This is a genomic window from Micromonospora sp. NPDC003816, assembly GCF_042874705.1.
Lineage (GTDB): Bacteria > Actinomycetota > Actinomycetes > Mycobacteriales > Micromonosporaceae > Micromonospora.
The window spans coordinates 971,827-986,685 of record NZ_JBIANP010000003.1; the positions used below are offsets into that span (position 1 = coordinate 971,827).

General features: G+C 70.0%; 12 protein-coding genes. 9 read left to right on the top strand and 3 right to left on the bottom strand.

Going from position 1 to position 14,859, the window contains the following annotated elements:
* Window positions 1–74 precede the first annotated feature (74 nt).
* Both ACFYTT_RS15260 and ACFYTT_RS15265 read right to left on the bottom strand, forming a co-directional pair.
* Entirely contained in the window at window positions 75–1,019 is a 945-nt protein-coding gene (locus tag ACFYTT_RS15260; protein ID WP_387259602.1) for a permease prefix domain 1-containing protein, read from the bottom strand.
* Entirely contained in the window at window positions 1,016–1,357 is a 342-nt protein-coding gene (locus ACFYTT_RS15265; protein ID WP_387259605.1) for a PadR family transcriptional regulator, read from the bottom strand. Before ACFYTT_RS15265 ends, ACFYTT_RS15260 begins: the two co-directional genes overlap by 4 nt.
* Window positions 1,358–2,026: 669 nt before the next feature.
* On the opposite strand from ACFYTT_RS15265, the gene dnaE reads away from it, so the two are divergent.
* Window positions 2,027–5,560, top strand: coding sequence for a DNA polymerase III subunit alpha (gene dnaE, locus ACFYTT_RS15270; RefSeq protein ID WP_131055822.1), 3,534 nt, complete (start codon window positions 2,027–2,029; stop codon window positions 5,558–5,560).
* Between the two features lie 127 nt (window positions 5,561–5,687).
* Window positions 5,688–6,725, top strand: coding sequence for an aminotransferase class V-fold PLP-dependent enzyme (locus tag ACFYTT_RS15275; RefSeq protein WP_176093279.1), 1,038 nt, complete (start codon window positions 5,688–5,690; stop codon window positions 6,723–6,725).
* 117 nt (window positions 6,726–6,842) lie between these two features.
* Here ACFYTT_RS15275 and ACFYTT_RS15280 read toward each other — a convergent pair whose 3' ends face one another.
* Window positions 6,843–7,430, bottom strand: a complete 588-nt coding sequence (locus ACFYTT_RS15280) for a hypothetical protein (RefSeq protein ID WP_387259609.1) — start codon at window positions 7,428–7,430, stop codon at window positions 6,843–6,845.
* Window positions 7,431–8,073: 643 nt separating this feature from the next.
* Between ACFYTT_RS15280 and ACFYTT_RS15285 the strand changes: the two genes are divergently transcribed.
* From ACFYTT_RS15285 to ruvB, 7 genes are all read left to right on the top strand, one after another.
* Window positions 8,074–9,636 (top strand): MFS transporter, encoded by a 1,563-nt coding sequence (locus ACFYTT_RS15285; RefSeq protein ID WP_357219106.1) that lies wholly within the window; start codon window positions 8,074–8,076, stop codon window positions 9,634–9,636.
* 19 nt (window positions 9,637–9,655) lie between these two features.
* A complete protein-coding gene (locus ACFYTT_RS15290) occupies window positions 9,656–10,255 on the top strand; it encodes a TetR/AcrR family transcriptional regulator (RefSeq protein WP_387259612.1) in 600 nt (199 codons plus the stop codon).
* A 233-nt stretch (window positions 10,256–10,488) separates the two neighbouring features.
* Window positions 10,489–11,205 carry a DedA family protein gene (locus tag ACFYTT_RS15295; protein ID WP_387259614.1) on the top strand — a complete coding sequence of 239 codons (717 nt, stop codon included), beginning with the start codon at window positions 10,489–10,491 and terminating at the stop codon, window positions 11,203–11,205.
* A 91-nt stretch (window positions 11,206–11,296) separates the two neighbouring features.
* Window positions 11,297–12,409 (top strand): sodium:proton exchanger, encoded by a 1,113-nt coding sequence (locus ACFYTT_RS15300; RefSeq protein WP_387259617.1) that lies wholly within the window; start codon window positions 11,297–11,299, stop codon window positions 12,407–12,409.
* Window positions 12,410–12,543: 134 nt separating this feature from the next.
* A complete protein-coding gene (gene ruvC, locus ACFYTT_RS15305; RefSeq protein ID WP_176093285.1) occupies window positions 12,544–13,071 on the top strand; it encodes a crossover junction endodeoxyribonuclease RuvC in 528 nt (175 codons plus the stop codon).
* Window positions 13,068–13,670 (top strand): Holliday junction branch migration protein RuvA, encoded by a 603-nt coding sequence (gene ruvA, locus ACFYTT_RS15310; RefSeq protein WP_131057678.1) that lies wholly within the window; start codon window positions 13,068–13,070, stop codon window positions 13,668–13,670. The genes ruvC and ruvA overlap by 4 nt, the downstream gene beginning before the upstream one ends.
* Entirely contained in the window at window positions 13,667–14,737 is a 1,071-nt protein-coding gene (gene ruvB / locus ACFYTT_RS15315; protein WP_176093286.1) for a Holliday junction branch migration DNA helicase RuvB, read from the top strand. The genes ruvA and ruvB overlap by 4 nt, the downstream gene beginning before the upstream one ends.
* Window positions 14,738–14,859: the final 122 nt, after the last annotated feature.

A 14,859-nucleotide genomic window follows, 5' to 3' on the forward strand; every position in this document is an offset into this window, starting at 1 on the left:
GCCCGTTCTCCCCTGAGGTGTACGCCCGGTGAGGGCGGGACCGCTATGCGTCCCGCCCTCACCCGACTGTCGGATCAGCGTCCGGCCCGGTACGCCTTGACCGCGCTGTCGGCGACGTCCCAGATGGCGATCACGACGATCACCACGATGCTGATCCGGCTGACCGTGGCGAGGCCGCCGTCGCGGAGCCAGGCGAAACGGTCGACGAACTCCGGGTTGAGCAGCCGCTCGTCCTGGAGCAGCCAGATCGCCGGCACCGCGAAGCCCAGGTTGAGCAGGACGTTGACGCCGACCAGCGGCCAGGTCCACCGGCGGGCCCGGTACTTGGCGAACTCCAGACCGATGCTGGCGACCAGGATCACGAGAAACACCGGCAGCCAGAACGTCCAGAGCGCCGGGTCGAGGATCGGCAGCCGGTCGCCGTCACCGATCACCCGCTGGAACTGCTGCCACGGCAGGAAGGCGATGAACAGGACCAGGAACACGATCGAGGCCACCACGTCGGTGAGGCTGACGTCCCGCTCGACGGGCTCCTCGGGTAGTTGGTCGACGGTCCATTCCGGCAGGTGCAGCGGGGTGCCGAACCGTTCCATCGCCGCGAAGACAAGCGTCACCCAGAAGCCGATGTGCACCGCGACGTTGAACGCCGCCCCGATGCCCTCGCCGACCGCGCCGGCCGGGTTCTCGGCGGTGGTGGCCTCCAGCACGCCCATCAGCACGCCGACGACGGCGGGCACGGTGCTCAGCAGCACGATCATCAGGCGTTGCCAGGCCGGGTAGTACTCCGGGCCGATGAGCTGGAGTCGCCGGTCGCTGTAGCGGGCGGCCAACTGTGCCGGGTTGCCCAGCTCGGTGAGGACCTCGCGCTCGGCGGTGGTGGCGTCGAGCCCGGCGGCGGTCCGGCCGTCGACCATGTCGGCGATCGAGGCGCGCAGCTCGTCGGCGATCTCCGCACGCCGTCCGGTCGGCACGGAACGCAGCGTGGCGGCGAGATACCGGTCGGTCAGGGAGGTCGTCATCTGCGGGCTCCTTCGATCAGGTCGGTCAGGGAGGTCTGTACGGCGGAGAAGTCATCCAGCAGCCGGCGCAGCACCTGCTCGCCGGACTCGCTGGTGCGGTAGAACTTGCGCGGCCGGCTCTCCTCGGTGTTCCACTCGCTGCTCAGCAGCCCCTGCTCCTCCAGCCGGCGCAGCAGTGGATAGAGCGTGTTGGCGTCCACCGGGAAGCCGTGCCCGGTGAGCCGTTGCAGGAGCGCGTAGCCGTAGTCGGGTCGACGCAGCGCGACCAGGCTGGCCACCACCACCGTTCCCCGGCGTAGCTCCTGGAGGTGTGTCCGTAGGACGTCGTCGCTGACCATGCGTCACACGATAGTGTGTGCCACACAGCATTGTCCAGCGCGTAATAGTGTCCGCCACGCGACATGGTGTCAGCGCGAGGCGTTCCTCGCCACAAACGAGACCCCGCCCCCGCCCCGCCCCGCCCCGCCCCGCTCTGCCCCTGCCCCGTGGGGCTGGCCCCAGTTGATCAAGAAGTTTTGATCACGGAAGGAGGGTGTCGAGGGCGCAAACTCCTTGGTCATCTGCTGCGCCCGCCCACTCTCGGCACAACGCGCTCTGGTGCAGACGGTCCAGCGGGGAGCTGGCCGTGCCGACCTGACTTCCCGTCGCCAGGCTCTGTGGTTCCGCAGCTCATCGATCATGGAGTCGAGGTCGCGGATATGTACTGTTTTGCACGTTATGGAACTGCCACGACTCCATGATCGGCGGGGCGAGCGGCGGGGTGGTGGGCGGCGGGTGGTGGGAGGTCGGGTGGTGGTGGGCGGGCGGTTGGTCGTACACGGTGATGGGCCTGGCCGACGGGGGCGCGGCCGCTACCTCGTCGGGTCGGTGGGGTCGGCCGCGCGTATCGGGCCGGCATGATCCGCGACACCTCGGCGGACCGGGGGTGCGCGGCGCGCTGGAACGGCCTCCGGCGGCAGGGTTAGGGTTAGCCCCGACCGTCTCGATCATCCGACCCGGGGGGCTCCGTGGGCGATTCGTTCGCGCATCTGCACGTGCACACGGAGTACTCGATGCTCGACGGTGCGGCCCGCCTCAAGGACCTGTTCGCCGAGGTCAAGCGGCAGGGGATGCCGGCCGTGGCGATGACCGACCACGGCAACATGCACGGCGCGAACGACTTCTACAAGCAGGCCATGGCCGCCGGGGTCACCCCGATCCTGGGCATCGAGGCGTACGTGGCGCCGGAGTCGCGGTTCCACAAGAAGCGGGTGCGCTGGGGTCGCCCGGAGCAGAAGAGCGACGACGTCTCCGGCAGTGGCGGTTACACGCACAAGACGATCTGGGCGCGCAACAAGACCGGCCTGCACAACCTCTTCACGCTGACCAGCAAGGCGTACACCGAGGGCTACTTCGTCAAGTGGCCCCGGATGGACGCCGAGCTGCTGGCCGAGTGCGCCGACGGCCTGATGGCGACCACCGGCTGCCCCTCCGGCGAGGTGCAGACCCGGCTGCGGCTCGGCCACGACGCGCAGGCCCTGGAGGCCGCCGCGAAGTACCAGGACATCTTCGGCAAGGAGAACTACTTCCTGGAGCTGATGGACCACGGCCTGGACATCGAGAAGAGGGTCCGGGACGGGCTGGTCGAGATCGGTCGCAAGCTGGGCATCCCGCCGGTGGTCACCAACGACTCGCACTACACGCACGAGGCGCAGTCCGAGGCGCACGACGTGCTGCTCTGTGTGCAGACCGGCAGCAACGTCGCCGACCCGAACCGGTTCAAGTTCGGCGGCAGCGGCTACTACATCAAGTCCGCCGACGAGATGCGCGGTGTGGACGGCTCCGACGTCTGGCTGGAGGGCTGCCGCAACACGCTGCTGGTGGCCGAGCGGGTCGACCCGACCGGGATGTTCGAGTTCCACAACCTGATGCCGCGCTTCCCGGTGCCCGAGGGCGAGACCGAGGAGTCCTGGTTCCGCAAGGAGACCTTCGTCGGCCTGGCCCGCCGCTACCCGCAGGGCATCCCCGAGGGCCACGTCGTGCAGGCCGAGTACGAGCTGGGCGTCATCATCCAGATGGGCTTCCCGTCGTACTTCCTCGTGGTCGCCGACTTCATCCAGTGGGCCAAGAACCAGGGCATCGCGGTCGGCCCCGGCCGGGGCTCGGCGGCCGGGTCGCTGGTCGCGTACGCGCTGGGCATCACCGACCTGGACCCGATCCCGCACGGGCTGATCTTCGAGCGGTTCCTCAACCCCGAGCGCGTCTCCATGCCGGATGTCGACATCGACTTCGACGAGCGTCGGCGCGGTGAGGTGATCAAGTACGTCACCGACAAGTGGGGCGAGGACAAGGTGGCGCAGATCGCCACCTTCGGCACGATCAAGGCGAAGGCCGCGATCAAGGACTCGGCGCGGGTGCTCGGCTACCCGTACGCGGTCGGCGACCGGATCACCAAGGCCATGCCGCCGGCCGTGATGGGCAAGGACATCCCGCTCGAAGGCATCTTCGACCCGAAGCACCCCCGGTATGCCGAGGCCGGCGAGATCCGGGGCATGTACGAGTCCGAGGCCGACGTCAAGAAGGTCATCGACACCGCCCGGGGCATCGAGGGGCTGATCCGGCAGACCGGTGTGCACGCCGCCGGTGTGATCATGTCGGCCGAGCCGATCATCGAGCACATCCCGCTGATGCGTCGGGACTCCGACGGGGTCATCATCACCCAGTTCGACTACCCGACGTGTGAGTCGCTCGGGCTGTTGAAGATGGACTTCCTCGGCCTGCGCAACCTGACCATCATCGACGACGCGGTCAAGAACATCCAGCTCAACCACGGCAAGGAACTGGATCTGCTGGGCCTGCCGTTGGACGACAAGCCCGCGTACGAGCTGCTGGCCCGGGGCGACACCCTGGGCGTGTTCCAGCTCGACGGCGGGCCGATGCGGTCGCTGCTGCGCATGATGAAGCCGGACAACTTCGAGGACATCTCCGCCGTGCTGGCGCTGTACCGGCCCGGCCCGATGGGCGTCGACTCGCACACCAACTACGCGCTGCGCAAGAACGGCCTCCAGGAGATCACCCCGATCCACCCGGAGCTGGAGGAGCCGCTGCGGGAGATCCTCGCCCCCACCTACGGCCTGATCGTCTATCAGGAGCAGGTGCAGCGCGCCGCGCAGATCCTCGCCGGCTACACGCTCGGCCAGGCCGACCTGCTGCGTCGGGCGATGGGCAAGAAGAAGAAGGAGATCCTCGACAAGGAGTTCATCCCGTTCCGGGACGGCTGCCGCGAACACGGCTACTCCGACGAGGCCATCCAGAAGGTCTGGGACGTGCTGGTCCCGTTCGCCGGGTACGCCTTCAACAAGGCGCACTCGGCCGCGTACGGGCTGGTGTCGTACTGGACGGCGTACCTGAAGGCGCACTACCCGGCCGAGTACATGGCGGCGTTGCTGACCTCCGTCGGCGACGACAAGGACAAGATGGCCATGTACCTGTCGGAGTGCCGCCGGATGGGCATCCAGGTGCTGCCGCCGGACGTGAACACCTCCGCCGGGCCGTTCACCCCGGTCGGCAAGGAGATCCGCTTCGGCCTCGGCGCGATCCGCAACGTCGGCGCCAACGTGGTGGCGGCGATCATGCGGTGCCGCGACGAGAAGGGCGAGTACGCGGACTTCTACGACTTCCTGTCCAAGGTGGACGCGGTGGTCTGCAACAAGAAGACCATCGAATCGCTGATCAAGGCCGGGGCGTTCGACTCGCTCAAGCATTCGCGCAAGGCGCTGCTCACCGTGCACGCCGACGCCATCGACGCGTACGCCGACGTCAAGCGCAAGGAGGCCGTCGGCCAGTACGACCTCTTCGGTTCGGGCTTCGGCGACACCGAGACGGCGACCACCACCACGGTCATGCCCGTCATCAGCGACGGCGAGTGGGACAAGCGCGACAAGCTCGCGTTCGAACGCGAGATGCTCGGCCTGTACGTCTCCGACCACCCGCTGTTCGGTCTGGAACACGTGCTGAACGCGGCGGCCGACTGCACCATCGCCACCCTGTCCGAGGAGGGCACCGTGCCCGACGGCGCGGTGGTCACCCTCGCCGGCATCCTCTCCGGCGTGCAGCGTCGGGTCACCAAACAGGGCCGGGCGTGGGCCTCGGCGACCCTGGAGGACCTGGCCGGTGGGGTGGAGGCGCTGTTCTTCCCGAACACCTACGAGGTGATCGGGCAGTACATCGCCGAGGACGCCATCGTGGTGGTCAAGGGCCGGATCGACCGGCGCGACGACACCCCCCGCATCATGGCGATGGACATGCAGTTGCCGGACGTCAGCAGCAACCCGGCGAGCAAACCGGTCACCCTGACGATCCCGGTCAACCGGCTCACGCCACCGCTCGCCGACCGGCTCAAGGAGACCCTGCTGCTGCATCCCGGCGACACCGAGGTGCACGTGAAGCTGCACCGCAGCGGGCGCGTCGAGACCTGGCGACTCGGCCTGTTCCGGGTCGCCGCCACCACCGCCCTGATGGGTGACCTCAAGAGCGTCCTCGGCCCCGCCAACGTGAGCTGACCCTGCTCGGCCTGCACGACACGGGTGCCGGAACGGTTCTCGGAACGCAGGCCCTTAGCGCGGGTCGGGAGCCAGGGCGCGCGGATTGGCGCTGGGGCGCGGGCGTGACCAGGGCTAACGTCGGGGCGTGGAACTGGAACAGGCACAGAAGCTGTGGCAACCACAGCCCGGATGGCTGAACACCGCCAGTTACGGGCTGCCGCCGGACCCGGCGTGGGAGGCGTTGCAGGACGCGCTCGCGGCGTGGCGAGCCGGACGCGGCTCGTGGGAGGGCTGGAGCGAGACGACCGACCGGTCCCGGGCCGCGTTCGCCCAGCTGGTCGGGGTGCCGGTGGCAGACGTGTCGGTCGGCGCCGTCGTCTCCCAGATGCTGGCCCCGGTCGCCGCCGCACTGCCCGCCGGGGCGCGGGTGGTCGTTCCCGAGGTCGAGTTCACCTCCAACCTCTTCCCGTGGCTGGTGCAGGAGGAACGGGGCGTGCAGGTTCGCACCGTACCGCTGGACGGGCTGGTCGACGCGATCGACGACAGCACCGACCTGGTGGCGTTCAGCCTGGTGCAGTCCGCCGACGGGACGGTGGCCGCGTACGACGAGATCGTCGCGGCGGCCCGAGCGCACGGCGCGCTCGTCGTGGTGGACGCCACCCAGGCGTGCGGCTGGCTGCCGTTCGACGCGAGCCGGGCCGACGTGGTCGTGGCCGGCGGCTACAAGTGGCTGATGGGACCGCGGGGCACCGCGTTCGCGTACCTCGATCCGGCCCTGCGGGAGCGGCTGCGGCCCGACGCCGCCGGCTGGTACGCGGGCCGCGACCCGCACGCCTCCTACTACGGGCCGCCGCTACGGCTCGCCGACGATGCCCGCCGCTTCGACATCTCGCCGTCCTGGTTCAACTGGGTCGGCGCGGCCCCGGCGCTGGAACTGCTGCTGGAGATCGGGGTGCCGGCCGTGTACGCGCACGACGTGGCGCTGGCCAACCGGTTCCTCACCGGCTTGGGGCGACCGCCCGGCGACAGCGCGATCGTCACCGTGGAGGTGCCCGACGCGCAGCACAAGCTGGAACGGGCCGGGGTACGCGCAGCCGTCCGGGCCGGCCGGGTCCGCGCCTCCTTCCACCTCTACACCACCCCCGAGGACGTAGACCTGGCCCTCGACGCCCTGCTGTCCTGATGTAAGGAGGGGCCCCCTGTTACCGCCTGGTGTATAGCAGGGGACCCTTCCTAACGTCGTGGATCCGTCGACGGCCGGCACCCCTGTTGGGGGTGCCGGCCGTCGTGGTGGTGTGGGTCAGCTGTTCCAGTGTGCGGCGACGAGGTCGGCGGCCTGTTGTTCCCATTGGGCGTAGTGGTTGGGGAATGCGGAGACCTGGACGGTCTGGGCGGCGACGGTCAGCGGCATGTCCTGCCAGCCGTCGACCTGCTTGAGGCTCTTGAGGAAGGCGAGGGTGGAGTATTCGGGGTCGGTGATCTGTTCGACGGTGCCCCATCCGGAGGAGGGACGCTGCTGGAACAGTCCCTGGGAGTCGTGGTCGTTGCGGGCGCCGAGGTGGCCGAGGTTCTGCAGCTTCGACTCCTGGAATGCGGTGCCGATGGCGATGACGGCGGCGCGTTCGTTCATGTCGGCCTTCTTCGTCGCGGCGATGATGGCCTTGGCGTTGGCGATCTGCTCGTTGTCGAGGTCGATGTGGGACTGGGTGCCCTGCACACCGTGTGGGATGAGGGTGGTGGTGTCGGGCTTGTCGGTTTGGATGGCGGCGGTGATGGGGTTGGTCGGTGTGGTGTCGGTGGTGCTGTGGTTGAGGGGTCCGGCGGCGAGGCCGCCGGCGACGGTGAGTCCGGCGATGGCGAGGACGCTGTTGCGCAGCATGGTGTTCATGGGGGTAGCTCCGTTCGGGGGTGGGACACCGCAGGGGGTGGCGGTGCCGACGCCGTCAGGCGCTGGTGGCTTTGTTGGGGGTGGTCCTGGCTGGCGGGGTGTGGTGGCCGCTCGTGGTGCCGGGTCCGGGTGTAACGACTGGCGGAGGCGGGCCATTCCCGTGGGGATCCGGCGTAGCCGTCTCGGGCGTTGGCCCTGCGTGCCCAGTCCCCGATTACCACGTCCTCCGCCCGCCACGAATTCCGCCGCCCTGATGCCAGGAGCCGACAAAAGCCCCATAAGCGGCGCCTGGTCAGGCATGCCCACCGGAGGTGGGTTGATTTGTTGTCGCTATGGCAGCAACAAATCAACCCACCTCCTCGCTTCTCCCGTGCCCACGCGCCGAGGCGTTAAGAGGGGGCCCTTCCTTGCGTCGGGGGTCCAGCGGGGTGGGGGTGGGTGCAAGGAGGGGTCCCCTGCTAACGCCTGGTGTATAGGAAGGGTCCCTTCCTTGCATCCGGCCCGGCGGGGGTGGCGGAATGTGGGGGGAGGGGGGTGACCGGGGTCACAGTGAATACGGATCGGTTCCGTATCGAAATTGGGGGGCCTAGGCTCGGGGGGATTACGGTACTTGGCCGTATCGAAATGTGAAGGGTGTCGGGGGATGCAGCCGAACGAGAACACCGGGCACCCGAGGCGGTGGGCGATCCTGGCAGTGTTGGTGATCAGCCTGCTCGTCGTCGTCCTGGACAACACGATCCTCAACGTCGCCCTGCGTACGCTGGCCGACCCGGTGCATGGGCTCGGGGCCACCCAGGGTGAACTGGAGTGGTCCATCAACTCGTACACGCTGGTCTTCGCCGGGTTGCTGTTCACCTTCGGCGTGTGGGGTGACCGGGCCGGGCGGCGGCGGATGCTGCTGGTCGGGCTGGTCCTCTTCGGACTGGCCTCGCTGCTCTCCGCGTACGCGCAGAGCCCGACCCAGCTGATCGCGGCCCGCGCACTGATGGGGGTCGGCGGCGCGGCGATCATGCCGGCGACCCTGTCGATCATCTCGAACGTCTTCGACCCGAGGGAGCGGGGACGGGCCATCGGTATCTGGGCCGGCGCGGTGGGGCTGGCGGTGGCGATCGGCCCGGTGCTCGGCGGACTGCTGCTGGAGCACTTCTGGTGGGGCTCGGTCTTCCTGATCAACGTGCCGGTGACGGCGCTCGGCGTGGTCCTGGTAGCGCTGTTGGTGCCCGAGTCGCGGGACCCCGCGCCGGGGCGCGTCGACGTGGTCGGTGTGCTGCTCTCGGTCGTCGGTCTGGTGACCCTGACGTTCGGCATCATCGACGGCGGCGAGCACGGCTTCGGTCGCCCGCTGGTCTGGGCCACGATTCTCGGCGGCCTGGCGGTGCTGGCCTGGTTCGTCGCGTACGAGCGGCGCAGCAGCCACCCGTCGCTGGACGTACGACTGTTCCGGGTGCCGCGTTTCGCCGCGCCGGTGGCGATGATCGGGCTGGTCTTCTTCGCCGCCATGGGCGTGATGTTCTTCAGCTCGTTCTATCTGCAACTGGTACGCGGCTACAGCCCGTTGCAGACCGGCCTGCTCTTCCTGCCGTTCGCGGTGGCCCAGCTGGTCTTCGCGCCCCGTAGCGCCACCATGGTCCGCCGGTACGGTGCACGGGCGGTCTCGGCGGTGGGACTGCTGTTGACCACGGTGTCGTTGGGCGCGTTCGCCTTCGTCGACGCCACCACGCCGATCTGGGTGGTGCTGGTCGTCTTCTTCCTGCAGGGGACCGGGATGGCGAACATCATGCCGCCCGCCACGGAGTCGATCATGTCGGCGCTGCCCCGGGAGAAGGCGGGCGTCGGTTCCGCCGTCAGCAACACCATCCGCCAGGTGGCCGCCGCGCTCGGTGTCGCGGTGATCGGCTCGGTGCTGGCCGCCGGGTACCGCACCGGCATCGCCCCGACCGTGGCGGACCTGCCGGCCGAGGCACGGGCGGTGGCCGGGGAGTCGATCTCCGGCGCGTACGGCGTGGCCGGTCAGCTCGGGCCGGCGGCGCCGCAGGTGATCGCGGCGGCCGACGACGCCTTCGTCTCGGCCATGCACCTGTCTGCGGTACTCGCCGCGCTGGTCGCGGCGGCCGGTGTCGCGGTGGCGCTGCGCTGGATGCCGGGGCGGGCCGCCGCCGCAGCGCCGACGCCGGTCGGCGAGCCCGAGTTGGCCGGTACGCCCTGATGTCAGGAACAATGCCGGCATGACGAGCAGCGCGGACGCCCCGCGACCGCCCGGTCGGCCGCGGAGCGTCCGCGCGGACGAGGCCATCGTCGAGGCGACCCTGGATCTGCTGGCGGAGGGCAGCACGATCGAGGCGATCTCGGTGGAGGCGATCGCCGCCCGGGCCGGAGTCGGCAAGGCCACCATCTACCGACGATGGCCGGGCAAGAACGCGCTGCTGAGTGACGCGTTGCGGACGCTCAAGGGCGACCCGCCGCAGCCGGCCGGCGGGTCCGTCCGGGAGGACCTGATCACCCTGGTCAGCGCCATCGGGCATCACATCGACCCACGTGCGGCGAAGATCATGCCGTGTCTGGTGCCGGTGGTGAAACGAGACCCCGAGCAGTACGCGCTCTACCAGAACATCATCGAGCCGCGCCGCGCGGTGATGCGGGAGGTGCTGCGACGCGGCGTACGCGACGGTGAACTCCGCGCCGACCTCGACGTCGAGGTCACCATGGCCATGCTCACCGGCCCGATGCTCATCCAGCGGGTGATGAACTGGAACCCGGACCTCGACACGACGACCCTCCCGGAGAAGGTCGTCGACCAGGTGCTGGACGGCATCACCGCCCGCTGACCACAAGCCGGAACCTCGCCCGGACCACGGCCCGGTCCGGAAGTACGGCACGGTCCGCAGTGCGGCGCGGGGGGACGCGTTGGTACGAGAGGGCGGCTCACGACCCGCCGCAACGCCCGTGACCTGCGCGGATCGGTGTGAGCTGATGTCGGGCACCGGGGCGATCGAAGGCGGCCTAGACTACGGGCGTCCCGCGGCGGTCGGGACGAATGCCGCGGTCTTCGGAGGTCTCCGTGTCGACGCCCATCACCACCACCCTGGCTCTCGGCCCGGACTGGCTCGATCCGGAGTGGTTGATCTCGACCTTCGGGTTGATCGGCATCCTGGTGATCGTCTTCGCCGAGTCGGGCCTGCTGATCGGGTTCTTCCTGCCGGGTGACTCGTTGCTGTTCACCACCGGCCTGCTGGTCGCCGACGGGCAGTACATCAAGTATCCGCTGTGGCTGGTGTGCCTGCTCATCACCATCGCCGCCATCGCCGGGGACCAGGTGGGATACCTGTTCGGCCGCAAGGTCGGGCCGGCGCTGTTCCGGCGCCCGAACTCGCGACTGTTCAAGCAGGAGAACCTGCTCAAGGCCCATGACTTCTTCGAGAAGTACGGTGCCCGGTCGATCGTGCTGGCGCGCTTCGTGCCGATCGTCCGGACGTTCACCCCGATCGTGGCCGGGGTGAGCCGGATGAACTACCGCACCTTCGTCATCTACAACGTGGTGGGCGGCATCCTCTGGGGCACCGGCGTGACGGTGCTCGGCTACTTCCTGGGCCAGATCCCGTTCGTCAAGACGAACATCGAGTTCATCCTCATCGCCATCGTGGGGCTGTCCGTGCTGCCGATCGTGTTCGAGCTGCTGCGGGCGCGGATGGCCGCCAAGCGGGGTGCCACGCCGCAGGAGCGCGCGGCGGCCGAGGAGGCGATCCGCGAGACCCGGGAGCACTACGGCAAGCACTGAGCGTCGCCACGGTGACCCGGGCGCCGTCGTCCGGGTCACACCGGCCACCGGAGATGGTGGTCCCGGTGGTGCCGCCCCATAAGGTGCGATCATGCAGACGCCGGCGGCCGAGATCGATCAACCCCGCCGGGACGTCGGGCGCCTGGTGGACCTGTTCCTGTGGGGTGCGACCGCACTCGGTGCGACGCTCGCGGCCCTGGCCCATCTCAGCGGCGCGGCGCCGGTGCTGCGGTTCTTCGTCGTGTTGGCCGCGATCACCCTCGCCTCGGCGGTGCTCGGGCGGTCGCTGGACCAGCTCGGTGGCCGGATGCGTCCGGCCGCCATCGGCACGTTCCAGGCCGTGGTCGGCAACCTGCCCGAGCTGATCATCTGCATCTTCGCGCTCCGCGCCGGCCTGGTGGCCGTGGTGCAGGCCGCGCTGATCGGGTCGGTGCTCAACCTGCTGCTGCTGGGCAACGGAATGTCCTACCTGGCCGGCGGGCTGCGCAACGGCACGATGAGCATCGACGGTCGGCACGCCAAGGTCACCCGGGTCATGCTCGTGCTCCTGATGGCCACCCTGATCACCCCGGCGATCGCGGTGAACCTCGGCACCCCCGCCGCCGAACACACCACCGCGGTCTCCTACGTGGTGGCGATCGCCCTGCTCACCGTCTTCGTGGTGTCGCTGCCGTTCCGGCTCGGCAAGGACGCCGACGCGCCGCCGCCGGTGCACAACGGGGCCGGTGAGGCCAAGGTGGGCACGTGGCCGCTGCCGCGCGTACTGGTGCTGGTGACCGTGGCCGGTCTGCTCATCGCGTTCGAGGCGGACTGGCTGATGGACGCCCTGCTGCCGGCGACCGAGGCGATGAACCTCAACGCCGCCTTCGTCGGTCTCTTCCTGGTGGCCACCGTCGGCAACCTGTCGCAGCTCGCCCCGGCGGTGCAGCTCAGCCTGCGGGGCGACGCCGACACCGCCACCGCGATCACCATGGAGGGCGCGCTCCAGGTCGCGTTGATGCTGGCCCCGGTGCTCATGCTGATCGCCCCGCTGCTCGGCGCCGGCGAGTTCACGCTGATCTTCCCGCCGTTGCAGATCGTCGCGGTCATCGTGGCCGCCCTGCTCGTCGTCTTCGTGACCATCGACGGCACGGTCAATCACCTCGAAGGTCTGGCGCTGGTGGCGCTCTACACCGTGCTCGGTTCGCTGTTCTGGTGGGGATGAGACCGGGTCGGGCCACACGGCGACTCCGGTGGCGTGGTGCGACGGTGCCGGGCGTGTCCCGGAGCGTGGCTCGCGGACGGCATCGGTAGGGTGTCGAACACACGTACTGGCCGGTGGCCGGGGGAGGAGGCGGCGTGCGGGTGCTCGGCGTCGACCCGGGGCTGACCCGGTGTGGGGTCGGCGTGGTCGAGGGGGTCCCCGGGAAGCCCTGCACGTTGATCGCCTACTACGTCGTCTACACCGATCCCGGTGACGAGCTGCCGGCCCGCCTGCTGCACCTGGACCGTTCACTGACCGAGCTGGTCGCCGAGCACCGGCCGGACAGTGTGGCCGTGGAGCGGGTGTTCAGCCAGCACAACGTGCGTACGGTGATGGGCACCGCGCAGGCCAGCGGGATCGCCGTACTCGCCGGGGCGCGCGCCGGGCTGCCGGTGCAGACGTACACGCCGAGCGAGGTGAAGGCGGCGGTGACCGGCTCCGGGAAGGCGGACAAGGCGCAGATCACGGCGATGGTCACCCGGCTGCTGCGGCTGCCCGAGCCGCCGCGCCCGGCCGACGCCGCGGACGCCCTCGCGCTGGCCATCTGCCACGTGTGGCGCGGCGGCACCCGGTCCAAGCTGGCCGTCGCGGCGGACCGGGCGAGACGAGGAGGAGCGAGATGATCGCCAGTGTGCGCGGCGTGGTGACCGCGACCGGCCCGGCCCATGCGGTGATCGAGGTGGGTGGCGTCGGCCTGGCCGTGCAGTGCGCCCCCGGCACCATCGCCGACCTACGGGTGGGTCAGTCGGCACGGCTGGCCACCAGCCTGGTGGTGCGGGAGGACTCGCTCACCCTCTACGGCTTCGCCGACGACGACGCGAGGGCGCTGTTCGAGCTGCTCCAGACCGCGAGCGGGGTGGGGCCGCGCCTGGCCCAGGCGGTGCTCGCGGTGCACACCCCGGATGCGGTACGCAAGGCGATCGCCAACGCCGACACGGGCGCGCTGACCCGCGTACCCGGGATCGGCAAGAAGGGCGCCGAGCGTCTGGTGCTGGAGCTGCGCGACCGGATCGGCCCGGTGGCCGTCGGTGCCGACGGCGCGGCCGGGGTGACCGGTGGGGCCTGGCCGGAGCAGGTCCGTCAGGCGCTGATCGGGCTCGGCTGGACGGCCGGTCAGGCCGACCAGGCGGTCACCGCCGTCGCGGAGACCGTGGACGGTCCCACGCCGCCGGTGCCGGTGCTGCTCAAGCAGGCCATCCGGCTGCTGGGCCGGTCCCGGTGACCGCGCCCGACGGCGGGCTGGTCTCGGCGTACGTCAGCGAGGCGGAGCGCGACGCGGAGGTCAGCGTCCGGCCGAAGCGGCTGGACGAGTTCATCGCCCAGCACCGCGTCCGCGACCAGCTCGACCTGCTGTTGCAGGGCGCGATGCGGCGCGGCTCGCCACCGGACCACATCCTGCTCTCCGGGCCGCCCGGCCTCGGCAAGACCACCCTGGCCAACATCGTCGCCGCGGAGTTGGGCACCGGTATCCGGGTGACCAGCGGCCCGGCGATCGAGCGTTCCGGCGACCTGGCCGCGATCCTGACCAGTCTCGCCGAGGGTGACGTGCTCTTCATCGACGAGGTGCACCGGATCGCGCGGCCGGCCGAGGAACTGCTCTACAGCGCGATGGAGGACTTCCGGGTCGACGTGGTGGTCGGCAAGGGGCCGGGCGCCACCGCCATCCCGCTCGACGTCGAGCCGTTCACGCTGGTCGGGGCGACCACCCGGGCCGGTCTGCTGACCAGCCCGATGCGGGACCGCTTCGGGTTCGTCGCCCACCTCGACTTCTACGCCCCCGCCGAGTTGGAGCTGCTGCTGCACCGCTCGGCCCGGATCCTCGGTGTGCCGATCACCGACGACGGGGCGGTGGAGATCGCCGGCCGGTCGCGGGGCACCCCCCGGATCGCCAACCGCCTGCTGCGCCGCGTCCGCGACTTCGCCGAGGTACGCGCCGACGGGGTGGTCACCGTCGAGACGGCCCGCGCGGCGTTGACCGTGTACGACGTGGACGCGCTCGGCCTGGACCGGCTCGACCGGGCGGTGCTGACCGCCCTGGTGGACTCGTTCCGGGGTGGCCCGGTCGGCCTGTCGACCCTGGCCGTGGCCGTGGGGGAGCAGCCGGACACGGTGGAGGAGGTCTGCGAGCCGTTCCTGGTGCGGGCCGGGCTGCTGGCCCGTACGCCGCGCGGCCGGGTGGCGACCGATGCCGCCTGGCACCACCTGGGGCGTACACCCCCGAATGGTACATTTGGGGCCGAGGCTGCCGCTGTGCCCGATCTGTTCTCCGTGGACAGCGACCAGCCGTGATCTGTTCGTGATCTGTGCCGCATTCGGCGTTCCCAGATAGAGCGACTAGACTCGCCGCGGTCCGCACAGGATGTGAAAATCCGCCTCCGCTCGGTGTCAGCACCGTGACGGAGGCCAATGGG

What these genes read in the sequence shown, in the direction of transcription:
- ACFYTT_RS15260 (WP_387259602.1), bottom strand. Translation starts at nt 1,019, where the DNA reads ATGACGACCTCCCTGACCGACCGGTATCTCGCCGCCACGCTGCGTTCC.
- ACFYTT_RS15265 (WP_387259605.1), bottom strand. Translation starts at nt 1,357, where the DNA reads ATGGTCAGCGACGACGTCCTACGGACACACCTCCAGGAGCTACGCCGG.
- ACFYTT_RS15280 (WP_387259609.1), bottom strand. Translation starts at nt 7,430, where the DNA reads ATGAACACCATGCTGCGCAACAGCGTCCTCGCCATCGCCGGACTCACC.
- ACFYTT_RS15285 (WP_357219106.1), top strand. Translation starts at nt 8,074, where the DNA reads ATGCAGCCGAACGAGAACACCGGGCACCCGAGGCGGTGGGCGATCCTG.
- ACFYTT_RS15290 (WP_387259612.1), top strand. Translation starts at nt 9,656, where the DNA reads ATGACGAGCAGCGCGGACGCCCCGCGACCGCCCGGTCGGCCGCGGAGC.
- ACFYTT_RS15300 (WP_387259617.1), top strand. Translation starts at nt 11,297, where the DNA reads ATGCAGACGCCGGCGGCCGAGATCGATCAACCCCGCCGGGACGTCGGG.
- ruvA (WP_131057678.1), top strand. Translation starts at nt 13,068, where the DNA reads ATGATCGCCAGTGTGCGCGGCGTGGTGACCGCGACCGGCCCGGCCCAT.